Genomic DNA, 22,389 nt, shown 5'->3' with positions numbered 1-22,389 from the left:
GTGATCAGCGCTGATGGACGCGGCCCAGGAGCTTCCTGACACGGAGCTGTTGTCGAGGCACGCTCAGGGTGACGAACAGGCGTTCGCGGTACTGGTTCGCCGTCACCGTGAGCGCCTGTGGTCTGTCGCCGTCCGGATGATGGGCGACCCCGAGGAGGCCTCGGACGCCCTCCAGGACGCCTTCATGTCAGCGTTCCGCGCCGCCGACCGGTTCCGGGGGGAGTCGCAGGTCAGCACCTGGATGCACCGCATCGTGGTGAACGCCTGCCACGACCGCCTCAGACGCCGCAAGGTGCGCCCGGCGACCCCGACCGAGGACGAGACCCTCGACGTCATCTCCAACGACCGCCTGAGCCGTTCTGGGGGCGGGCACGACCACGCCTCCCAGACCGAGGCCCGGTTGGACGTCCACGCCGCCCTGGACCTCCTCCCCCTGGACCAGAGGATGGCGCTGACCCTCGTGGACATGCTCGGCTACCGGGTGGACGAGGCCGCTGAGATCCTCGAGGTCGCTTCGGGAACGGTCAAGAGCCGGTGTGCGCGGGGTCGCGCCAAACTTCTTCCGTCGCTCTCCCATCTAAGGAACCCTCAGCCGCCGCGAGACGTCACATCTGGGAGAGGAGGTGCCAACCCATCGTGACGTCCCATCCTGACGTGGAGGCACTCGCCTTCTTCGCCGAGGACCTCCTGGACCCCGACGAGGAACGCTCCGTTGCCACACACATAGAGACCTGCGCGTCCTGCGCCACGGTCCTCGACGAGCTCTCGGGGGTCACCCGCGTCCTCGCCGAGGAACCCCTGCCGGCGCTGCCGCAGGACGTCGCCGACCTCCTCGACAGCCGGATCGCCGAGGCCGTGAGCGAACGCTCGGCGACCTCCACGGCCGGGGACGGCCCTGCCCGCGACGCCGAGGAGCCCGAGGACTCCGAAGCGCCCGCGGCGGACACGTTGGCACCGGTGGTCCCCCTCAACCGACGGCGGGGCTTCGGCCTGCCCCACCTCATGGCGATCGCGGCCGTGACCGTGTTCGTGGTCGGCGGCGGAGCCGCGATCCTCAACGGGATGATGAGCGAGCAGGAGACCACCGCCGCCTCACCCCTGCTGGAGGAGAGCAAGTCCGAGTCCGCCCCCGACACCGCCCAGTCCTACTCCGCGAAGTCGGTGGCGAGCGGCACGGTCTACACCGAGGACGGGCTCGGCGCCCAGGCCTCGGAGGTCCTCTCCGCGGAACGCGAACCGGAGGGCACCGATGAGGAAGCGGGCACCCAGGCGCTCACCCAGCTGACCACCGAGGCTCAGGAGTGCGTCACCCGCTTCGAGCAGGAGAGTGGCGTCCGGGTCACCCTGGTCGACGACGCCCTCTTCGACGCCGGTGACGGCGCCGGACCCGCGTGGGTCCTGTTCACCCAGGACACCGACGGCGCCGGTGTGGTCGTGCTCGACCCGGGCAGCTGCGCGGACGGGAGCCCCGCCGAAGGCGTGCTCGCCCAGCGGCCGCTGTAGACGGGCTCCGCACCGGCGGTCGCGCCCACGGTCTCAGCGGTCGTCTCCGGCGCGCACCAGCCCGCTCTCGTAGGCCAGCACCACCAGCCCCACGCGGTCGCGCACCCCGAGCTTGGCCAGCAGACGGCCCACGTGGGTTCGCGCGGTGGCCGGGCTCAGGTACAGCTCCGCGCCGATCTCCTGGTTGGACATCCCCCGCCCGACCAGAGCGAGGACCTCGCGCTCACGAACGGTGAGCCCGTCCAGGCGATCGGCGGCCCCGGGTGGCAGCTCGGTACCGGCGAGGCGTTCGATGACGCGGCGGGTCACCCCGGGCGACAGCAGCCCCTCCCCCGCCGCCACCGTGCGGACCGCGTCCCTCAGCTCGCGCGGTCTGGCGTCCTTGAGCAGGAACCCGGCCGCGCCCAGGCGCAGCGCGGAGAACACGTTGTCGTCCTCGCCGAAGGTGGTGAGGACCACCACCCGGGTGTCGACATGTCGGCGCCCCGACGTGTCGACACGTCGACGTTCCAGCTCCCGCAGAACGCCGAGCCCGTCCAGGACGGGCATCTGGAGGTCCAGCAGCACCACGTCGGGTCGGTGGCGGTCGATCTCGACCACGGCCCCGCGCCCGTCGGCCGCCTCCGCCACCACCTCGATGTCGCCGTCCCGCTCCAGCAGCGAACGCACCCCGGTCCGGACCAACTCCTGGTCGTCCACGAGCAGGACCCTCGTCGGCGCGCTCACACCCCGCCCCCGAGTGGCAGCCGCGCGCGTACCCGGAACCCCCTGCCGGGTACCGGTCCCGCCTCCAGGGTTCCCTCCACCATCCGGACCCTCTCCCTCATCCCGGCCAGTCCCGATCCGCAGCGCTCCCCGAGTGCCTCGCCCGGCAGCGGACCCGTCCCGTCGTCGGTGACCGTCACCGTGAGCGACTCCTCAGCGCGTTCGAGCACCACCTCGGCGGCCTCGGCCCGCGCGTGCCGGAGCGTGTTCGTGAGCGCCTCCTGGACCACCCGGTAGGCGGTCGCGTCGACCAGTCCGGGCAGCCCCGGACCCGGCTGCCCGGTCACGTCCACTCCCAGTCCCGCCGCCCGCACGGAGGCCACCAACTCGTCCAGGTGCGCGAGCCCCGCCACGCGCTCGATCCCGTCCCCGGCCCCCTGGCCGCCCCGGGGGTCGCGCAGTGCCCGCACCGTGGAGCGCAGGTCGCGCAACCCCTCCCGCGCGGCCTGCGCGACGTGGTCCAGCTCGGCACGGGCCACGGGAGGGTCCATGGCGCCCTCCTCCAGGGCTTCGGCCGCCACCGAGGTGTGCAGGGAGACCACCGACAGGTGGTGGCCCACCGCATCGTGCAGGTCGCGTGCGATCCGGGCGCGTTCGCGGGCCAGGAGCTCGGCCGACTCCGCCTCCCGCGCCTGGGCGTCCAGGACCGCGATCAGCTCGCGTTGGCGGGCGCCCTCGGCCCTCTGGCGGACCCCGTCTCCGAACGCGATCGCCGCACCCATGATGGCCACGGTCGACACCAGTTCGAACCCGAGGAGGAAGGCCGGGTCCTGCCCCTCCCCCAGCCTCGCCACGGTGGAGACGACGACCAGCGCCGCCGCCGTCCCCACGGCCCACCGGGTGCGGTCGAAGACGGCCGCGGAGTACAGGGCGGCGGCCACGGGCACCGCCAGACCGATCACCGGCAGGTCCACGACGTAGTAGGCGATGAGGAGGACGGCGGTGAGCAGGAGGACCGCCAGGGGCCATCGGCGCCGGAACAGCATGAGCAGACCGAGGACGGCCGCGAACCCGTAGGCCAGGACGGCGGGGAGGTCTCCTCCGCCGATTCCCGCGCCGATGGCGATGGCCACCACCGCGAAGACGGCGAACCCCAGGAGGGCGTCGACGACGACGGCCTGACGGCGGGCGGGGTCGGTGTGGCCGGACTGGTCCTGCTGGCCTGGCGGGCCGGGGCGGTCGCGCATGCGGCGATTCTACGGAGCCGGGCCCCGGCCGCACCGGCGCTCACGTGCGCGTCCGGCTACGCGTTTCGACGTACCCGGAGGAGACCCGGGACGGACGCCCGGCGGCGGTCCTCACACGTAGCTTTCCGGGGTGTCGGGCGAGCACCGCCCGCGGTCCACGAGGGGAACAGCATGAACCGCCACCCGTCCCCGTCCGCCAGTGCCCCACACGGCGTGTCCTGGCCCCTGGTCCTGAGCCTGGGCGCGCTGGCCCTGGTGCGCCCCCTGATGAACGTCACCGGGATCACCGAGGCGATCGGCTCACCCTGGGCACAGTTGAGCGCCACGCTGCTGGTGACCCTGGCGTGGGTGACGGCCGTGCTCGTGGCGCAGGTGCCCCGCCCCTTCCTCACCCTCGTCTGCGCGGGTGTCGCCTACGGGGTCCTCGCGATCCTGCTCAGCGCCGTGCTGTCGCCGCTCCTCGGAGAGGGCCTCCAGGGGCCGCTCACCAACCCCTTCACGATGGTCTCGGTCCTGGCCGTGAACGCCGTGTGGGGCGCGGTCGCCGGGGGGCTGGCCCTCGTCGTCGGGACGGCCCTGGGACGCGGGTCCGGGCGGGTGTCCGGGAGAGGCTGAGGCCCATACCCCACCCCCGTACGCTGCATCGATGTCGGACCGGGAATGGCGTGCGCCTACCATCGGTTGTGCTAACCATCTTTCCCCTGTCACACCACCGTGGCCGGGCAGCGACTGTGTGAAGGGCCTAGAGCGTGAGTGACGTCCGCAATGTCATCATCATCGGTTCCGGACCGGCGGGTTACACCGCTGCCGTGTACGCCGCGCGCGCGGAACTGCGCCCGCTGGTGTTCGAGGGGTCCATCACGGCCGGCGGTGCGCTCATGAACACCACCGACGTGGAGAACTTCCCCGGTTTCCCGGACGGGATCATGGGCCCTGACCTCATGGACAACCTGCGCAAGCAGGCCGAGCGCTTTGGCGCCGAGCTGGTCCCCGAGGACGTCACCGACGTCGACCTGACCAAGCCGGTCAAGGAGGTCACCGCGGGCGGCGAGACCTTCCTCGCGCACACCGTCATCCTGGCCACCGGCTCCGGCTACCGCGAGCTCGGCGTCCCCGGTGAGAAGGAACTGTCCGGCCGGGGCACCTCATGGTGCGCCACCTGCGACGGCTTCTTCTTCCGCGACCAGGACATCGCCGTGGCGGGCGGCGGCGACACCGCCATGGAGGAGGCCCTCTTCCTCACGCGCTTCGCCAAGTCGGTGACGGTCATCCACCGCCGTGACGAGCTGCGCGCCAGCAGGATCATGGCCGAGCGCGCGCTCGCCAACGACAAGATCACCTTCGTCTGGGACACCGAGGTCACCGAGGTCGTGGGTGAGGACCGCGTCAGCGGCCTCAAGCTGGTCAACAACAAGACCAACGAGACCAGCACGCTGGACGTCACCGGTCTGTTCGTCGCGATCGGCCACGACCCCCGCGTGGAGCTCTTCCAGAAGCAGATCGAGCTCGACGAGGAGGGTTACGTGAAGGTGGACGCCCCGTCCACGCGGACCAACCTCGAAGGCGTCTTCGCCGCCGGCGACGTGGTCGACCACCAGTACCGCCAGGCGATCACCGCCGCGGGCACCGGTTGCTCCGCCGCCCTGGACGCCGAGCGCTTCCTCGCCGCCATCGGCAACTAGCTTCCCCGACCCCCTCGTCCGGTTTCGTCGAACCAAGGAGAACCAAGCAGTGTCCACCGTCAAGAACGCCACCGACGCCTCCTTCGAGGAGGTCGTCCTCAACAACGACAAGCCCGTCCTGGTGGACTTCTGGGCCGACTGGTGCGGCCCCTGCAAGCAGATGGCCCCGGTCCTGGACAAGCTGGCCGCCAACCATGGCGACAAGATCGACGTCGTGAAGATCAACACCGACCAGAACCCCGAGACGCCGCGCGCGTACAACGTCCTGTCGCTGCCGACCATGAACGTCTACAAGGGCGGCGAGGTCGTCAAGCAGATCATCGGCGCCAAGCCGACGCGTCTGCTGGAGAAGGAGCTCGCGGAGTTCCTGTAACCCGAAGCACCGCACACACGCACGAGAGGCCCTCAGGTGGACCCTGGGGGCCTCTCTGCGTTCCTGCGAACTCACCCCGGGGTCGAGCCCCCACGGCCGCCCTGCGGCCCCTGTGGCGCCTCGCGGTCGGTTCAATGAGTCCCTGACCGGCTGTTTCACGTGAAACAGCCCTTCGGGGCGTCATCGTTGGGGTCACCGATGCGCCCCACACGCCACGCCCAGTGCCGGGCCCCTGCGGGCCGAAGCACCGAGCCCGTGACCACGGGCCCCTGCGGCCCCCCTGGGATGTCGAAAACGTCGAAGGTGAATCGCGGCGCCAGCAGGGGCGGCGGGGGTGCACCTCGTCGAACGGGGCCACACCACCTCTGGGCCACCGGGCGCCGGACACGACGATGGCGGTGTTTCACGTGAAACACCGCCATCGCTCGCGAGGGTGGAGGGTCAGTTCTCGCGGTCCATCTGACCGATGATCCGCTCCAGGTCCTCCATCGTCGCGAACTCCACGACGATCTTGCCCTTCTTCCGGCCGATGTCCACCTTCACGGTGGTGTCGAGCCGGTCCCCCATCCGGGTGGCCCACTCCTCGATCTGCGGAGGGTTGTCGATCCGCCCGGCGGAGGCCCTGCGGGGCTTGTCCTCCTCTGGAATCTCCCGGAGGGCGACGATCTCCTCCAAGGACCGGACGGACAGTCCCTCGTCGTTGACCCGCTTGGCGAGGCGCTCCTGCGCCTCCGGGTCGTCGATCGACAGCAGGGCCCGCGCGTGTCCGGCGCTCAGCACCCCCGCCGCCACCCGAGTCTGCACCCTCCCCGGGAGGTTGAGCAGACGCAGCGTGTTGGCGATGTGCGAACGAGACTTGCCGACCTGCTGGGCCAGCTCCCCCTGGGTGGTGCCGAAGTCGTCCAGCATCTGCTGGTACGCGGCCGCCTCCTCCAACGGGTTGAGCTGCTGCCGGTGCAGGTTCTCCAGGAGCGCCTCCCGGAGCAGTTCGTCGTCGTCCGTCCGGCGCACGATCGCGGGGATGCGTTCGAGCTCCGCGAGCTTGCTCGCCCGGAACCGCCGCTCCCCCATGATCAGCTCGTAGCGGGGTTCGCCCTCGCCCTCGAGCTTGCGAACCACGACGGGCTGGAGCAGGCCGACCTCGATGATCGAGTCCCGCAGCTCGTCCAGGGCCTCGTCGTCGAAGTAGGTCCTGGGCTGCCGCGGGTTGGGGGTGATCGAGGTGAGCTCGACCTCCTCCATGTACGTCCCGTCCGGCATCTCCGTCGGGCCCTGGACCGCAGGGGGTTCAGGGACGGACACCATCGTGTCGCGAACGCTCTCCACCGGTGCGGGGGCCGTCGGCCCCTGCGGGATGAGCGCCCCCAGCCCCTTGCCCAGTCCGCGCCGCTGCTGGCTCACCGGCAACTCCCTCCACACTCCTTGTGAGTTTCCGCCCGTCCGGTCGACCGCGCCGACCGGACGGGGTGTTTCACGTGAAACAACCGCCGCCGTCAGCCGGGGTTGAGCGCCTCGGCCCGGAAGGCGATCTCTCGGGCCGCCTCCAGGTAGGCCACGGCCCCGGTCGACCCGGGGTCGTAGGTCATGACGGACTGCCCATAGCTGGGCGCCTCGGAGACTCGGACGCTCCTCGGCACCAACGACTTCAGGACGAGCTCTCCGAAGTGCGAGCGCACCTCGTCGGCAACCTGCTGGGCGAGCCGGGTCCGACCGTCGTACATCGTCAGCAGGATCGTGCTGACGGACAGTCCCGTGTTCAGATGCGACTTGACCAGATCCACGTTGCGCAGCAGTTGGCCGAGCCCCTCCAGCGCGTAGTACTCGCACTGGATCGGGATCATGACCTCGTCGCACGCCACCATCGCGTTGACCGTCAGCAGGCCGAGCGAGGGCGGGCAGTCGATGAGGATGTAGTCGAGGTCCGAGGTGTCATAGGCCGCGAAGGCCCGCTTGAGCCGGGCCTCCCGCGCCACGAGGGAGACCAGTTCGATCTCCGCGCCCGCGAGGTCGATGGTGGCCGGGGCGCACCACAGGTTGGGGATGTCCGGAACCGGCTGGGCCAGCTTGCGGATCTCCTCGTCCTCGACGAGGCAGTGGTAGATGGACCGGGTCTGGTTGTCGCGTTCCATACCGAGAGCGGTGGACGCGTTCCCCTGGGGGTCGAGGTCGACCACGAGGACGCGCTGACCGTTCATGGCGAGGGCGGCGGCGATGTTCACCGTCGTGGTGGTCTTGCCGACCCCGCCCTTCTGGTTGGCGACGCTGATGATCCGGCAGGACCGGGGGCGAGGCCAGGGGTCCTCGTGTCCACGGCCCGTCATCGCGGCACGGGCCGCTCGGGCGAGAGGTGTGTCGGGGACGCTGTCGGGGGCCGCCTCGCCACTCCATGTTTCACGTGAAACAGGGGGCTGGCCCACCGTGGAGTCCATCGATGTTTCACGTGAAACATCGAGCAGGTCTCCATAGGCGCCCGCCGGTGTTTCACGTGAAACACCGGCGTCGTCGGCTGGGTTCTGGGGCACGAATGAGTTCACCTCTTCCGTCCGCGCTTCTTCTTGCCGTTCCGCGCCTTCTTCTGGGAGCCTCCCGACGCGAGCGGACCACCGTCGGATGTCACCGTGACGCGAACGACCGTGGTAGCGGGATCGACTTTACCCCGACCCACCCTGATCACATCGCTCACACCAGGGCGCAGTTTCGAAACGTCTTCCTTCGCCTCCGCCAGCTCGGCCTCCGCCTGCTCCCCCTTGAGGGCCAACAGGCTTCCGTCCTTGCGCAGCAGGGGAAGTGACCAACCGGCCAGTCGGGCCAGCGGGGCCACCGCGCGAGCGGTGACGAAGTCGGTGTACAGATCGCCGTGCGCCTCCTCGGCTCGCCCTCGGCGCACCTCCACGTTGGTCAGTCCCAGGGTCCTGACCGCCTCATCGAGGAAGACCGTCCTCCGCAGCAGGGGCTCGAGGAGGATCATCCTGATGTCCGGGCGCAGCAGACCCAGCACCAGACCGGGCAGCCCGGCACCGGAACCGATGTCCACCACCTCGGCGCCCTCGGGGATCAGCTCCTCGACGACGGCGCAGTTGATGAGGTGCCGCTCCCAGAGGCGGGGCACCTCGCGCGGGCCGATCAGCCCGCGACGCACCCCGTCGTCGGCGAGAAGCTCGGCGTAGCGGGTCGCCACGGGCAGGGTGTCGCCGAAGACCGTCACGGCCTGCGGGGGCGGGGCGGGGAGCGTAGCGCCGGGCTCCTCAGTGCCCGAGGTCATCGGTCACCACCTGTCGGAACTCGTCCATCGTCACTTCCATGAACCGTTGGGTCGTCATGTCGACCTGTCCACAAGGGGACAGGGACCGAACGACGCGGGAAGCGCGCGGCGGATCGCGGCCGACCGCGCGCACGGGGGTGGTCCCCTCCCCCACACGGATCGTGCGGTTCGCGACTCCACTCGCGGAGCCACCCCGGAGGTCCCGAAGGTGGGACGACTCGTGGTGGGAAGGTCCCCGGAGACGATCCTACGCGGGGGCCGCACCCGTGTTTCACGTGAAACACCCCTTGCGTCCGACTCTCCCATCGGACCTCCGGGACGCCCCGGACCCACCACCGGGGTCGTCCCACTCCCGTGGGCATGACGAAGGGGCGGTGTTTCACGTGAAACACCGCCCCCGGTCTGTCCGTTTGTCGACTAGTCGGCGGGGTGGACCACCACGTAGCGGTTGGGCTCCTCGCCCTCGGACTCGCTGCGCAGCCCGGCCGCGGCGACCGCGTCGTGCACCACCTTGCGCTCGAACGGGGTCATCGGCTCCAGCGGGTGGACCTCACCGGCCTCCTTGACCTTCGTGGCGGCCTCGGCGCCGATCTGGAAGAGCACCTTGCGGCGACCGTCACGGTAACCACCGATGTCCAGCATCAGGCGGCTGCGCTCACCGGTGGCCCGGTGCACCGCCAGGCGGGTCAGCTCCTGGAGCGCCTCCAGGACCTCGCCCTCCTGACCGATCAGCTCGTCCAGGGTCGCCCCGACGACGGAGACCATCGCGCGGTCGCCCTCGACGTCCATGTCGATGTCGCCGTCGAAGTCGGCGATGTCGAGCAGACCCTCGATGTAGTCCGCGGCGATGTCACCCTCGTTCTCCAGGGCCTCGACGTCGATTCCGCCCTCAGGTGCGTCAGCCACCGCCACGCCACCGCTCTCTTCCTCGCTACTTCCCACAGCGATCCCGTCTCCTCAATCCGTCAGTCCCTGGCCGCCGTACGCCTCAGGGGCATTCTCGCCTGCGCACTCGAAAGTCGTGGACGCCGACACGAAGCCGGGAGACCCTACTTGGGCCCGCCGCCGCGCTTGGAACGCGCCTGCTTCTTCGGCTGTTTGCGTTCGATCTTAGGCTGTTCCTGCGGCTCCGGAGCGGTTTCCGGAGCCTTCTTGCGGCCGAGCATGCCCTTGGCCGAACCCTTGGCGGAGGAGCCCTTGGCGGTCTCGGCCTCCGTGCCGGGCGCGGGCTGGTTCCGGTACAGGAAGTGCTGCTGCACCATCGTCCACACGTTGGAGGTGACCCAGTAGACGAGGACACCGATCGGCATCATGAGGCCGAAGAGCCCGAAGGCGGGCGCCATGTACATCATGATCTTCTGGGTCTGCATCATCGGGTTGTCAGGCTGCTGCGCGATGCTGCGCTTGATGCTCTGACGCATGGTGAGGAAGGTCGTGACGCCCATGACCACACACGCGATGGCGATGACGACCTTGGCCATGATGGGGTCGGTCGCGCCCAGGGCCCGCAGCTCGTCCGGCGGGGTGTTGAACTGGGCGGCGATCGGGGCGTGGAAGATCAGCGCCTCACGGGCGCTGTCGGCGAGTTCCTGGGTGAAGCCGAACTGCACCTTGCCCTCAGCGACGCTGCGCAGCACGCTGAACAGGGCGAAGAAGACCGGCATCTGGAGAAGCAGCGGGAGGCAGCCCATGATCGGGTTGGTGCCGCTCTCCTGGTAGAGCTTCATCGACTCCCGCTGGAGCCGCTCCTTGTCGTGCTTGTAGCGCTCCCGAAGCTTCATGATCTTCGGCTGCACTTCCTGCATCTTGCGCTGCGTGTTCATCTGCTTGACGAACAGCGGCACCATCAGCAGACGCATCAGGCAGGTCAGCAGCACGATGGACAGGCCCCACGCCCACCCGCTGTCGGGGTTCAGGCCAACGATGGTCAGACCCGAGTGGATCCAGACCAACACGTGGCCGATGATGTTGTAAAGCCAGTCCAGCACCGGCCAACTCCTCGGTGATTCGGTTCAGCTACTGGTCCCCGGAAGCGGTGCCGGTGTGCCCGGTTCCGCCCGTAGACTCCTCGGACTCCTCGTTCCGGCGCCCCTTGGGCGGCGGAACCGGATCAAGACCCCCCGGGTTGAAGGGGTGGCAGCGGGCGATACGCCTGACCGTCAACCACAACCCGCGAAGTCCCCCGTGGACGCGCAGCGCCTCGACGCCGTACGCACTGCACGAGGGGTAGAAACGACAGACCGGGGGGAAGAGCGGGCTGATGAAGCGCTGATAGCCACGGATGGGCAGGATCAACAACCGCGCGAACGACGTCGGTCTGTGCTCGGTCATTGCTTCGCCCACCGTTCTGCGCCCTGTTCAGGGCGACGGTCACCGTCTGCTTCACTCTTCGCCGACCCGACCGGTTCGGGGCGTTGACCCCCGCGGCCGCGTCGGCGCTTGTCGGCCCCACCGGGACGCTGCGCCGCGGCGATCGCGCTGTCGAGTTGTACCGCCAGGTCCTCCTGCCGCAGGGTCGCGGCCGAGGGCTTGGCCCGCACTACCAGCAGGCTACCGTTTGGCAGAACAGCCAACCGTGAGCGCATCAGGTGGCGCAGACGCCGCTGTACGCGCTTGCGGACGACGGCTCCCCCGACGGCCTTGCTCACGACGAAACCGACGCGCGGCGGTGCCGCTGCGTCGGTCTGGTCGGGGTCGCCGGACGGTTTCCGGGGGGCGAGGTAGATGACGCCCAGGGCGTCACGCGAGGAGCGCCGACCGGAACGCATGACCGTCCCGAACTCGGCGCTGTGGCGCATCCGGTTCTCCGGCGACAACATCGGGGTTCCTCCGGGAGAGGGGTGCGGCACGGCCCCCGGCTACCGGTTCCGTGCCCCACGACAAAGGGACCGACCGGCGAGAAGGCCGGACCGGTCCCAGTGAAGACTTGAGGCTTGACGTGGCCTAGTGGCTCACGGTCAGCGCGGCGCGTCCCTTACGACGTCGCGAGGCGATGATGGCGCGACCGGCGCGCGTACGCATGCGCAGCCGGAAACCGTGGACCTTCGCGCGACGCCGGTTGTTCGGCTGAAACGTACGCTTGCTCACTACTGGCTCCAGGGGCGTGTCAGGAAAGTACTACGACAGACCCCCAGGATATGCGGGGCCTTACAGTGCGTGCGACGAGGCCGCGACTCCGTGGCGTACACGAGCGCAGGCAGGATCGTCGGCATAAGCATATAGAACATACGACCTGGTCGGGTCGTGGTCAAATCAGCCCTGCTGACCGTCCCGCGAGCGACGTCGTGGTCGGGCTCCGGCCCGTGGCGGACGCCACCGGCCACAGTCTACCCGCCTCCCTGTGGACAACCGGTTGTCCACAGCGTGTGAGACTTCCACAGGGACCGGGGTCTGTGGATAACCTCAACCTGTGGATAACTCTCCCCCGGCGCCGTCCACAGCCCCGAAGAAGTTGTGGAAAACCGCTGTACACACCTTTTGAACTGGGGATTGTGGATAACTTCCCGAAACCCACAGGCGACTGTCATCCTGTGGATAAACCTGTGGACAAGGTGTGGACAACCTCCTGAAGCTGTGGATACCCAGAGGTAGTCGAACACCTGACCGCCAACGGCCGCTCCCGTTGTCCACAGGCAGCGAACGACCGGAAAGACCGCCCTCGAACCGGAACCCCGGCCCGGCACCTCCCTCGGGGGAGGACAATGGGAGGCACGGGACCCTCGTGGTGCCCGCTTCCCGGAAACACGCCGACCCGAAGCCCCCCGTCCCCTCACCGCCTCCAACCCGCACCGAACAGATCCGCACCGAAGGGACAGCAACCATGGCAGGTCACCTTGGCTGAAGCACAGGTCAACCTCGCAATGGTCTGGTCGAGCGTGCTGGACGGGATCGACCACGACTCGCTCCCCGCACACCAGCGTGCCTGGCTGCCGCAGACCCGCCCGCTGGGTCTGATCGAGGACACGGCGCTGATCGCGGCGCCCAACGAGTTCACCAAGAAGGTCCTGGAGACACGCCTCTACCCGGCGATCAGCAAGGCCCTCTCCGCCCACCTGGGACGGGAGATCCGGGTCGCGGTGACCGTGGACCCCACCGCCGTTCCCACGCCGCCCCCGACCCCCTCTCCCTACGGTGTGAGCAGGGACACGGGCGGGCACACGTCGCTCTCCGCCCCGCCGGAGCAGCCCCCGTTCCCCGGCCGCGCCGAGCAGCCCTCCGTCCACGAGCCCCGGGGGCAGCACGCCCGGCCGGCCGCACCGCACCCCCACGAGGCCCACCAGCGGTCCGAGCCCCCGCATCCCTCAGAGGCGCTGGGGGCCCACCCCGGGCACGCGCGCGCACAGGAGGCCCAGGCCGACCTGCTCGGCCCCGCGCCCTCCGTCCAGGGCCCCCGGCCCGACGAACGCGGCCAGGCGCCCCGCCAGCACGGCCACGCGTACACCGGTGACCAGGGCTCCCCCGCCTCGCAGCGGCCCGCCCAGGGGCCGCACTCCGCTCCCTCCGCACCGGTTCCGCACGCCACGGAGACCTCCGCGCCCCAGCAGCCGCTGCCCGCCCCCCCTGCGCAGTCCCACACGGGGCAGCAGGGGGCGTTCCATGGCACCGCGTCCGGCTGGGAGCAGCCCGCCCAGCAGCCGCTGTGGCAGCAGCAGAGCTGGGCCGACGCCTCCTGGGACGAGCCCAACCGCTGGGAGAGCCCGGCCGCGCGGGAGCCCCGCCCCGCGCCGAGGTCCGCGCCTGGGCCCGCGCACGCCAACGAGCGGCCCCCGGGCGAGCCCGAGTCCGTCCCGGCCCCCGGGGAGCGGGCAGCGGAACCCGCGCCGGTCCAGGAGACCGAGCCGGAGGCGCCCGCTCCCTCGACGGCGCCCGCGGCCCCGGCCTCTCCCCCGGGCCGGTCGCAGGAGATCCCTCCCGGTGAGCACGCACGGCTGAACCCGAAGTACACCTTCGACACGTTCGTCATCGGGTCCAGCAACCGGTTCGCGCACGCGGCCTCGGTCGCGGCCGCGGAGGCTCCCGCGAAGGCGTACAACCCGCTGTTCATCCACGGCGGCTCCGGGCTGGGCAAGACCCACCTGCTGCACGCCATCGGCCACTACACGCACCGGCTGTACGAGGGATCCCGGGTGCGGTACGTGAGCTCGGAGGAGTTCACCAACGAGTTCATCAACTCGATCCGGGACGGCAAGGCGGACGGGTTCCGGCGCCGCTACCGGGACATCGACGTGCTCCTGGTGGACGACATCCAGTTCCTGGAGAACAAGGAGCAGACGCAGGAGGAGTTCTTCCACACCTTCAACACGCTCCACAACTCCGACAAGCAGATCGTCATCTCCAGCGACCGGCCGCCCAAGCAGCTGACCACGCTGGAGGACCGGATGCGTAGCCGGTTCGAGTGGGGTCTCCTGACGGACGTCCAGCCGCCCGAGCTGGAGACCCGGATCGCCATCCTTCGCAAGAAGGCCGCTCAGGAGGGTCTGGCCGCGCCGCCCGAGGTCCTGGAGTTCATCGCCAGCAAGATCTCCACCAACATCCGGGAGCTGGAGGGCGCGCTCATCCGCGTGACCGCCTTCGCCAGCCTCAACCGGCAGTCGGTGGACCTGGACCTGACCGGCCAGGTTCTGCGGGACCTGGTCCCCAACGCCGAGGTCCCCGAGGTCACGGCCAGCGCGATCATGTCCCAGACCGCGGCCTACTTCGGGCTGAGCCTGGAGGACCTGTGCGGTACCTCCCGTTCCAGGGTGCTGGTGACGGCCCGGCAGATCGCCATGTACCTGTGCCGGGAGCTGACCGACCTCTCCCTGCCCAAGATCGGCCAGCAGTTCGGCCGCGACCACACCACCGTCATGCACGCCGACCGCAAGGTCCGGGCGCTCATGGCGGAGCGCCGCTCCATCTACAACCAGGTGCACGAGCTGACCAGCCGGATCAAGGACCAGCCCTCGCTGACCTGACCGGCCCGGACACGTACGACGACAGGAGGGGGCGGCCCCGCCAGCACGGCGGCCGCCCCCTCCGTCGTGTCCGAGGGGCCCCGGGAGGGCCCGTCTCCGCCTCACGGGGCTCCGCCGCCGACGAGTCCCCCGCTCGCACGCCCGTGTCCGTGTGTCTCCCAGTCGACGTGTCACCGAGTCCACTCGTCGACGTGTCGACTTCTCTCCTTGTCCCCTGCTTCGGACCCGTCACCGGGTCCCCTCACCTCTCTCGCCCCTCCGTGCGACGGTTCCGCACTTGTCCACAGTCGCCGAGGCTCCCCCGGAACCGCCCACACCGAGTTATCCACAGGCTTGTGTGGGTGTTGGCACCCCGGGGAGAGGTAAGTCCGTCTCGTCGCCGAGCCGCACCGTCCGTGCCGGACACGCACCGTTTCCCCTGGTTTCCACGGCATCCGGGGTCTGTTGCCCTGGCCACAACGGAGTTCGCGGGGGGCCTGGCCTGGGCCGCGACGGAGTTCCGGGCAGGTGGTTCGACAAGGGCCTGTGGAAAACCCTGTGCACAGAGTCTTTGTCCAGGTTCGCGCGGTCTGCGTCGGGCTCCGAAAAAAAGTTTTGGGATTTCTCGGCGAAGTTATCCACAGGGAAGGGTCGAATTCTGTGGACAACCCTGTGGATAACCTGTGGACAACAGCTTCGAGCCTGTGGGTAACCCAGGGTCGCCCTGTGGACACCGTCGCCGATGGTCGGACCACCGAACCACAGGGCACTGTGGACAACTTGGGGAAAAGCTGTGGACGAACCTGTGGACGGTCTGTGGACAAGCTGTGGGGCCCTCGACTTGTCCACAGGAGGCCCGAGTTACGCACAGGGTCATCCACAGGGCCTGTGGACAAAAATTCGCGGTCTGACCTGCGAGAACAAGGGTTATCCACATTATCCACAGGCCCTACTACTACTACGCACCTTCAGTAACCAAGATGTGGCGTCAAAACAGCTTCGCGGAAAATCTGTGGACAAACGCCTGAGATCGAGGTGACGGCGGGTCAGTCCGGAGCTGGCAGCGGCAGCGGGTGAATCCGGGTAACGTGTGGTCTCGCCCCTGTCCTCCGCCGCCCGGTCTGAGCGGTGACCCCTACGGAGTCCGAGACCGCTCCGGCGGCACGGTCCGCCCTCGCTGCGGACGCCGTCCACACCCTGGGGAAACAACCCCCCGGCGGACCCACGAGACACCCACGAGCTGCAACGTTGAGGCTGCGACCGGTCCCCGGTCGGGCGGAAAGAGAGTCGGAAAGTGAAGTTCCGGGTCGAACGCGACGTACTGGCCGACGCTGTCGCCTGGACAGCGCGCACACTGCCGACGCGCCCCTCTGTACCGGTCCTCGCCGGAATCCTGCTGGACGCCGGTGAGGTCGACGACCGCCAGCGCGTCCGCCTGTCCGGCTTCGACTACGAGGTCTCGGCGCAGGTCTCGGTGGACGTCGAGATCGAGGAGCCGGGGCAGACCCTGGTCTCCGGCCGTCTCCTCGCCGAGATCACCCGCAACCTTCCTCCACAGACTGTGGAGATCTCCACGGACGGCCCGAAGGTCGTCGTGAGCTGCGGAAGCGCCAAGTTCACCCTGAACACCATGCCGGTCGAGGACTACCCGTCCCTCCCGGAGATGCCCGGCGTGAGCGGGACCATCGGCAGCGACGCGTTCGCCGCCGCCGTCAGCCAGGTCGCCGTTGCGGCCGGCCGTGACGACACGCTCCCGATGCTCACCGGCATCCGCGTCGAGATCGAGGGCGAGACCATCACCCTCGCCTCCACCGACCGCTACCGCCTCGCCGTCCGCGAGCTCAGCTGGAAGCCGGAGAACCCGGACCTGTCCGCCGTCGCGCTGGTCCCGGCCAAGACCCTCCACGACACCGCCAAGTCGCTCACCTCCGGAGCCGAGGTCGCCATCGCCCTGGCGGGCAGCGAGTCCGGCGAGGGCATGATGGGCTTCGAGGGCGGCGGCCGCCGGACCACCACGCGCCTGCTCGACGGCGAGTTCCCCAAGTACCGCGCGCTGCTGCCGGACACCTTCAACACCGTGGCCGAGGTCAGCCGCTCCGAGTTCGTCGAGGCCGTCAAGCGCGTCTCGCTGGTCGCCGAGCGCAACACCCCGCTGCGCCTGGCCTTCTCCCAGGGCGCGCTGGTCCTGGAGGCGGGCACCGGCGAGGACGCGCAGGCCGTGGAGACCCTGGAGGCGGACCTGGACGGCGAGGACATCCAGATCGCCTTCAACTCCGGGTTCCTGCTGGACGGGCTGGGCGCCATCGGCACCGACGTGGCCCGCCTGCACTTCACCACCTCGACCAAGCCCGCGATCCTCACCGGGAAGCCCGCTGAGGAGGGTGCTTCCCCCGAGTACCGCTACCTGATCATGCCGGTCCGCCTCTCCGGCTGACCGGAACGCCCGTTCCACCGACGAGCGTCCGCCGCCCGGCCCGTGCACAGCGCCACGGGCCGGTCGGCTTCCACATGTCCGCAGGTGCCCTAGGGGAGTCCACACATGCAACTCGGAATGATCGGTCTCGGCAAGATGGGCGGCAACATGGCCGCCCGCCTGCGTGAGAAGGGGCACGAGGTCGTCGGCTACGACGTCTCCCCCGGTGAGCGCGACGTCGAGACCCTGTCGGAGCTCGTCGGCCGCCTCGAAGCCCCCCGCGTGGTGTGGGTGATGGTCCCGTCCGGCGACCCGACGGCCACGATCGTCTCCGAGCTCGGCGACCTCCTCTCCGAGGGCGACATCGTCGTCGAGGGCGGCAACACCCACTACGTCGACGACGCGCCACGCGCCGAGGCGCTGGCGGCCCGGGGTGTCGGCTACGTCGACGCGGGTGTCAGCGGCGGTGTGTGGGGCCGCCAGAACGGCTACGGGATCATGGTCGGCGGCCGAGCCGAGGACGTGGAGCGCCTGCGCCCCGTCTTCGACTCCCTGACCCCCGACGACGGCGGCGGCTTCGTGCACGCCGGTGCGGTCGGCGCGGGCCACTTCGTGAAGATGGTCCACAACGGCATCGAGTACGGCATGATGCAGTCCTTCGCCGAGGGCTACGAGTTGATGGTCGCCTCCGGGATCGTCAAGGACGTCCCGGGTACCTTCGAGAGCTGGCGTGAGGGCACCGTCGTGCGCTCCTGGCTGTTGGACCTGCTGGGCCGCGCCCTGGAGGAGGACCCGGACCTGTCCGAGCTGCGCGGGTACGTGCAGGACTCCGGCGAGGGCCGCTGGACGGTCCAGGCCGCCGTGGACCTCGCGGTCCCCGCCCCGGCGATCACCGCGTCCCTCTTCGCGCGGTTCGCGTCCCGTCAGGACGACAGCGAGGCCATGAAGGTCGTGGCCGCCCTGCGCAACCAGTTCGGCGGGCACGCCGTCACCAAGGCCGGGCCCAAGGACTCCGAGCAGGGCTGACCGCGCCCGCTCCGCCACCCGGGGTCGGTCCGGGACACCGGACCGACCCCGGGTGGCGTTTCCACTCGATCCCTCCCCACCGCTTCCCGCTCCCCCGTTCCAGGAGGAAGGCCGGATGTACGTCGCCCACCTGCAACTGGCCGATTTCCGCTCCTACGAGACGGCCCAGTTGCGACTCGAACCCGGCGTGAGCGTGTTCGTCGGGTCCAACGGTCAGGGCAAGACCAACCTCGTCGAGGCGATCGGGTACGTCGCCACCCTCGGCAGCCACCGGGTCTCCTCGGACACCCCCCTGGTCCGCCAGGGTGCTCCGCGCGCCATCGTCAGCGCCAAGGTCGTCCGTGACGGCCGGGACATGCTGGTCGACCTGGAGATCAACCCGGGCCGCGCCAACCGCGCCAGGGTCAACCGTGGGGCTGCCGGGCGCCCCCGCGACGTGCTGGGCATCCTGCGGACGGTGCTCTTCGCCCCCGAGGACCTGGCCCTGGTCAAGGGCGACCCCGGGGAGCGGCGCCGGTTCCTCGACGACCTCCTGGTGGCGCGCGCTCCCCGGATGGCGGGGGTGCGCTCGGACTACGAGCGGGTGCTCAAGCAGCGCAACGCCCTGCTGAAGTCGGCCTCGGCGCGGCTGCGTCAGCGGGCCACCCCGGACCTGAGCACGCTGGAGGTCTGGGACTCCCACCTGGCCGAGACCGGGGCGGAGCTTCTGGCGGCGCGACTGGCGCTGGTGGAGGAGCTGCGTCCGCTGATCGCGCACTCGTACGCGGGGCTGACCGACTCCGGTGGCCCGGCCGTGCCCACCTACCGGAGCTCCTGGATCGAGGAGGGCGGGGAACTCCCGCACGATCGCCCACAGCTCGTGGACCTCCTGCGCGAGGCCATGGAGCGAACGCGTGACCGGGAGCTCCAGCGGGGCGTCAGCCTGGTCGGCCCGCACCGCGACGACCTGCACCTCCAGCTCGGTGACCTGCCCGCCAAGGGGTACGCCAGCCAGGGTGAGTCGTGGTCGTACGCCCTGTCGCTCAAGCTGGCCGCGTTCGAGCTGCTGCGGGCCGACGGTGACGACCCGGTCCTCATCCTGGACGACGTCTTCGCCGAACTGGACTCCGAGCGCCGCCGCAGGCTGACCGAGCGGGTGCGCGACACAGAGCAGGTACTGGTGACGGCGGCGGTCGCCGAGGACATCCCGGTGGAGCTGGACGGTGCGCGGTTCGGCGTGCGTGAGGGGGTGGTCGAGAGTGCGTGAGGGTTCTCCACAGCCTGTGGATCCCGCCTCCGGCCGTGACGTCGCCGGGGCTCCGTCCGGCGCGGTTCGTCCACACCCTGTGGACAACGGTTCGCCGACCGCGCCGCAGGCCCCCCCGGTCCCTGACACTCCCCCGGCCTCCGGCGCCGACCTGGCGCGCCAGGCTCTGGCCCGGGCTCGCGCGGAGGCCCGCGAGCGCGGCGCCGTCCCCCGGGGCATGAACCGGAACCGCAGGCGTGGCCGGTTGCGGTCACGAAACGAGCCGCAGTTGTTCGGCGACGCGGTGCGCACCTGGCTGATCGAACACGGCTGGCAGGAACAGGTCGCCATCGGCGGCGTGTTCGGCCGCTGGGCGGACATCGTTGGTGATTTCAATGCCGAACACCTGCGGCCGGAGAGTTATTCGGAAGGCGAACTCGTTGTCGTCGCCGATTCACCGACGATGGCGGCCCACGCGCGAGCGATGGTTCGGGACCTGATGCGCCGCCTGAACGAGGAACTCGGCGACGGCACGGTCATCGCGATCAAGGTCAAGGGGCCGGGTTTTCGTCGACGGTGACACCGTCCGGATTGCCCCCTGTTGCCCTCGGCACGTCTGTGACCTGGGAGTCCCGCGCGGTACACCGACGTCCGCTCCGACGCGCGCTCCCCGGGTGCGAGACCCCTTCCCTCCAGTGGCGTCGTACCGGGCAGGCGCGGAGGCCTTGCGAAGGCCACTCAACCGCGCCGGGACTTGCGCAAGGGGTCTCCCGCGTGTAGGGACTCGGCTCCCGCCCCGAACGTTCGTTCTGGAGCGGCACAGGGCCGCCAATGCCACTTTGTCGCACCGGGCGGGGTATCATGGAGACGGTTCTTCAGACGCCTGTAGCCGGTATCACGCTCCCATGTAGAGGGTGGGCGGACGGCCCGTGCGGCGAACGGTGATCCCCCAGGTGTCGCGGCAAGTCGGCCCTCCGATCACCCTGTCGTGGGTTGACCGTCGTCCGCTCGACCGCTGCCGACAGGCGTCCCCAGCAGGAGGGTGTTCCCACTTGGCCTACGACGCAGGATCAATCACGGTTCTCGAAGGGCTCGAGGCAGTACGCAAGCGCCCGGGTATGTACATCGGCTCCACCGGCGAGCGGGGTCTGCATCACCTGGTCTACGAGGTGGTCGACAACTCTGTCGACGAGGCCCTGGCGGGCTATGCCGACGCCATCGAGGTGACGCTGCTCGCCGACGGCGGGATCAGGGTGGCCGACAACGGCCGCGGCATCCCGGTCGGCATCCACCCGGTGGAGAAGCGTCCGGCCGTGGAGGTCGTCCTCACCACGCTGCACGCGGGTGGCAAGTTCGACGGAAAGTCCTACGCGGTCTCCGGCGGTCTGCACGGTGTCGGCATCTCCGTCGTCAACGCGCTCTCCACGGCACTGGACGTGGAGATCCGCCAGCAGGGTCACGTCTGGCGCCAGCACTACGAGATGACCGCCCCCACGGGCGACCTCGTCAAGGGCGAGGCGACCGACGACACCGGTACCCAGATCACCTTCTGGGCCGACGCGGACATCTTCGAGACCACCACGTTCTCGTTCGAGACGCTCGCCCGCCGGATGCAGGAGATGGCCTTCCTCAACAAGGGGCTGTCCATCACCATCCGCGACGAGCGGCCCGACCACACGGACGAAGGTCCCGTGGTCAACACCTTCCACTACGAGGAGGGTCTGTCGGACTACGTCCGGCACATCAATGCCAAGAAGGAGCCGGCGCACGCGTCGATCATCTCCTTCGAGGAGGACGGCGAGGGCATCGCGGTCGAGATCGCCATGCAGTGGAACCAGTCCTACACCTCGTCCGTGCACACCTTCGCCAACACCATCAACACGGCGGAGGGCGGCACGCACGAGGAGGGTTTCCGTTCCGCGCTCACCACGCTGGTCAACCGGTACGCCCGGGACCAGAAGCTGTTGCGCGAGAAGGAGGACAACCTCACCGGTGACGACATCCGTGAGGGCCTGACCGCGATCATCTCGGTCAAGCTCGCGGACCCGCAGTTCGAGGGCCAGACCAAGACGAAGCTCGGCAACACCGAGGCCAAGTCCTTCGTCCAGAAGGTCACCAACGAGCACCTGCGCGACTGGTTCGAGCGCAACCCCGGCGAGGCCAAGGACATCGTGTCCAAGGCCAGCCAGGCCGCCCGCGCCCGCGTGGCCGCCCGCCAGGCCCGCGACCTGACCCGCCGCAAGACCCTCCTCGAGACCACCTCCCTCCCGGGCAAGCTGTCGGACTGCCAGTCCACCAAGCCGGAGGAGTGCGAGGTCTACATCGTCGAGGGTGACTCGGCCGGTGGCTCCGCCAAGGGTGGTCGCAACCCGCACAACCAGGCCATCCTGCCTATCCGCGGCAAGATCCTGAACGTCGAGAAGTCGCGGATCGACCGCATCCTCAAGAACAACGAGGTCCAGGCGATCATCACCGCCCTGGGCACCGGAATCCACGAGGAGTTCGACGCCGAGAAGCTGCGGTACCACAAGATCATCCTGATGGCCGACGCCGACGTCGACGGCCAGCACATCAGGACGCTGCTGCTCACCCTGCTGTTCCGCTTCATGAAGCCGCTGGTCGAGGCCGGGAACGTCTACCTGGCCCGCCCGCCGCTCTACAAGATCAAGTGGGACCAGAAGGGCAGCGACGCCAGCTACGCCTTCTCCGACGCCGAGCGCGACCGGGTCATCGAGGCCGGGATCGCCGATGGCAAGAGGGACCCGCGCCCGCGCGACATGGTGCAGCGCTTCAAGGGTCTGGGCGAGATGAACGCCAACGAGCTGTGGGACACCACGATGGACCCGGACCGCCGTGTTCTCGACCAGGTCAACCTGGAGGACGCGGCCCAGGCCGACGAGATGTTCAGCGTGCTCATGGGTGAGGACGTCGAGTCGCGGCGCGCCTTCATCCAGCGCAACGCCAGGGACGTCCGCTTCCTGGACATCTAGGTCCCCCGCTCCCACCCGTGCTCCAGCAAG

Annotated in this window: 21 protein-coding genes; 11 read left to right on the top strand and 10 right to left on the bottom strand. The window is 69.6% G+C overall.

Translation table 11 applies throughout. The features are described from left to right. The first annotated feature begins 13 nt into the window (after nucleotides 1-13). A complete protein-coding gene (gene sigM, locus KBX21_RS11305; protein ID WP_210841859.1) occupies nucleotides 14-640 on the top strand; it encodes an RNA polymerase sigma factor SigM in 627 nt (208 codons plus the stop codon). Next, nucleotides 637-1,503 (top strand): hypothetical protein, encoded by an 867-nt coding sequence (locus tag KBX21_RS11300; RefSeq protein WP_307869189.1) that lies wholly within the window; start codon nucleotides 637-639, stop codon nucleotides 1,501-1,503. Before sigM ends, KBX21_RS11300 begins: the two co-directional genes overlap by 4 nt. Nucleotides 1,504-1,536: 33 nt before the next feature. On the opposite strand, the gene KBX21_RS11295 is transcribed toward KBX21_RS11300, so the two are convergent. After that, nucleotides 1,537-2,229 carry a response regulator transcription factor gene (locus KBX21_RS11295; RefSeq protein WP_307869188.1) on the bottom strand — a complete coding sequence of 231 codons (693 nt, stop codon included), beginning with the start codon at nucleotides 2,227-2,229 and terminating at the stop codon, nucleotides 1,537-1,539. Beyond that, nucleotides 2,226-3,455 (bottom strand): sensor histidine kinase, encoded by a 1,230-nt coding sequence (locus KBX21_RS11290; RefSeq protein WP_210841858.1) that lies wholly within the window; start codon nucleotides 3,453-3,455, stop codon nucleotides 2,226-2,228. Before KBX21_RS11290 ends, KBX21_RS11295 begins: the two co-directional genes overlap by 4 nt. Before the next feature lie 171 nt (nucleotides 3,456-3,626). Here KBX21_RS11290 and KBX21_RS11285 point away from each other — a divergent pair, with 171 nt between their 5' ends. From KBX21_RS11285 to trxA, 3 genes are all read left to right on the top strand, one after another. Further along, complete coding sequence (locus KBX21_RS11285) at nucleotides 3,627-4,070, top strand: hypothetical protein (RefSeq protein ID WP_210841857.1); 444 nt, start codon at nucleotides 3,627-3,629, stop codon at nucleotides 4,068-4,070. A 134-nt stretch (nucleotides 4,071-4,204) separates the two neighbouring features. Further along, entirely contained in the window at nucleotides 4,205-5,137 is a 933-nt protein-coding gene (gene trxB, locus KBX21_RS11280) for a thioredoxin-disulfide reductase (protein ID WP_049568107.1), read from the top strand. A gap of 49 nt (nucleotides 5,138-5,186) precedes the next feature. Then, on the top strand, nucleotides 5,187-5,510 hold the full coding sequence (gene trxA, locus KBX21_RS11275; protein WP_017545709.1) for a thioredoxin: 324 nt from the start codon (nucleotides 5,187-5,189) through the stop codon (nucleotides 5,508-5,510). A gap of 441 nt (nucleotides 5,511-5,951) precedes the next feature. Here the strand turns inward: trxA and KBX21_RS11270 are convergent, their stop codons facing one another. From KBX21_RS11270 to rpmH, 8 genes are all read right to left on the bottom strand, one after another. Next, nucleotides 5,952-6,911, bottom strand: a complete 960-nt coding sequence (locus KBX21_RS11270) for a ParB/RepB/Spo0J family partition protein (protein WP_049568241.1) — start codon at nucleotides 6,909-6,911, stop codon at nucleotides 5,952-5,954. 92 nt (nucleotides 6,912-7,003) lie between these two features. Continuing rightward, on the bottom strand, nucleotides 7,004-7,831 hold the full coding sequence (locus KBX21_RS11265) for a ParA family protein (protein ID WP_199776472.1): 828 nt from the start codon (nucleotides 7,829-7,831) through the stop codon (nucleotides 7,004-7,006). A gap of 209 nt (nucleotides 7,832-8,040) precedes the next feature. Beyond that, nucleotides 8,041-8,772 carry a 16S rRNA (guanine(527)-N(7))-methyltransferase RsmG gene (rsmG, locus tag KBX21_RS11260; protein WP_049568105.1) on the bottom strand — a complete coding sequence of 244 codons (732 nt, stop codon included), beginning with the start codon at nucleotides 8,770-8,772 and terminating at the stop codon, nucleotides 8,041-8,043. A gap of 417 nt (nucleotides 8,773-9,189) precedes the next feature. Continuing rightward, a complete protein-coding gene (locus KBX21_RS11255; RefSeq protein WP_210841928.1) occupies nucleotides 9,190-9,678 on the bottom strand; it encodes a R3H domain-containing nucleic acid-binding protein in 489 nt (162 codons plus the stop codon). 143 nt (nucleotides 9,679-9,821) lie between these two features. Then, the gene (gene yidC, locus KBX21_RS11250; RefSeq protein WP_049568100.1) at nucleotides 9,822-10,760 is read right to left on the bottom strand and encodes a membrane protein insertase YidC; all 939 of its coding nucleotides are present in this window, start codon (nucleotides 10,758-10,760) and stop codon (nucleotides 9,822-9,824) included. Nucleotides 10,761-10,788: 28 nt separating this feature from the next. After that, on the bottom strand, nucleotides 10,789-11,103 hold the full coding sequence (yidD, locus tag KBX21_RS11245) for a membrane protein insertion efficiency factor YidD (RefSeq protein ID WP_017545702.1): 315 nt from the start codon (nucleotides 11,101-11,103) through the stop codon (nucleotides 10,789-10,791). After that, on the bottom strand, nucleotides 11,100-11,591 hold the full coding sequence (gene rnpA / locus KBX21_RS11240; protein WP_210841856.1) for a ribonuclease P protein component: 492 nt from the start codon (nucleotides 11,589-11,591) through the stop codon (nucleotides 11,100-11,102). Before rnpA ends, yidD begins: the two co-directional genes overlap by 4 nt. A gap of 124 nt (nucleotides 11,592-11,715) precedes the next feature. Continuing rightward, nucleotides 11,716-11,859: a 50S ribosomal protein L34 gene (rpmH, locus tag KBX21_RS11235; protein WP_014909187.1), complete on the bottom strand. Its 144-nt coding sequence runs from the start codon at nucleotides 11,857-11,859 to the stop codon at nucleotides 11,716-11,718. 614 nt (nucleotides 11,860-12,473) lie between these two features. Between rpmH and dnaA the strand changes: the two genes are divergently transcribed. The 6 genes from dnaA (at nucleotide 12,474) to gyrB (ending at nucleotide 22,359) form a co-directional block, all read left to right on the top strand. Then, the gene (gene dnaA, locus KBX21_RS11230; RefSeq protein ID WP_374225716.1) at nucleotides 12,474-14,726 is read left to right on the top strand and encodes a chromosomal replication initiator protein DnaA; all 2,253 of its coding nucleotides are present in this window, start codon (nucleotides 12,474-12,476) and stop codon (nucleotides 14,724-14,726) included. A 1,273-nt stretch (nucleotides 14,727-15,999) separates the two neighbouring features. Then, nucleotides 16,000-17,139: a DNA polymerase III subunit beta gene (gene dnaN, locus KBX21_RS11225; protein WP_210841854.1), complete on the top strand. Its 1,140-nt coding sequence runs from the start codon at nucleotides 16,000-16,002 to the stop codon at nucleotides 17,137-17,139. A 105-nt stretch (nucleotides 17,140-17,244) separates the two neighbouring features. Beyond that, nucleotides 17,245-18,144: a phosphogluconate dehydrogenase (NAD(+)-dependent, decarboxylating) gene (gnd, locus tag KBX21_RS11220; protein ID WP_049568090.1), complete on the top strand. Its 900-nt coding sequence runs from the start codon at nucleotides 17,245-17,247 to the stop codon at nucleotides 18,142-18,144. A 115-nt stretch (nucleotides 18,145-18,259) separates the two neighbouring features. After that, nucleotides 18,260-19,390, top strand: coding sequence for a DNA replication/repair protein RecF (recF, locus tag KBX21_RS11215; protein ID WP_049568087.1), 1,131 nt, complete (start codon nucleotides 18,260-18,262; stop codon nucleotides 19,388-19,390). Between the two features lie 79 nt (nucleotides 19,391-19,469). Further along, complete coding sequence (locus KBX21_RS11210) at nucleotides 19,470-19,949, top strand: DUF721 domain-containing protein (protein ID WP_017545697.1); 480 nt, start codon at nucleotides 19,470-19,472, stop codon at nucleotides 19,947-19,949. A 472-nt stretch (nucleotides 19,950-20,421) separates the two neighbouring features. Then, nucleotides 20,422-22,359 (top strand): DNA topoisomerase (ATP-hydrolyzing) subunit B, encoded by a 1,938-nt coding sequence (gyrB, locus tag KBX21_RS11205; RefSeq protein WP_082206293.1) that lies wholly within the window; start codon nucleotides 20,422-20,424, stop codon nucleotides 22,357-22,359. The last annotated feature ends 30 nt before the right edge of the window (nucleotides 22,360-22,389 follow it).

The organism is Nocardiopsis sp. B62 (genome assembly GCF_018070675.1).
Lineage (GTDB): Bacteria > Actinomycetota > Actinomycetes > Streptosporangiales > Streptosporangiaceae > Nocardiopsis > Nocardiopsis prasina.
The sequence above is the reverse complement of the archived record's forward strand: the minus strand, read 5'-3'. Positions and strand labels throughout refer to the sequence as shown.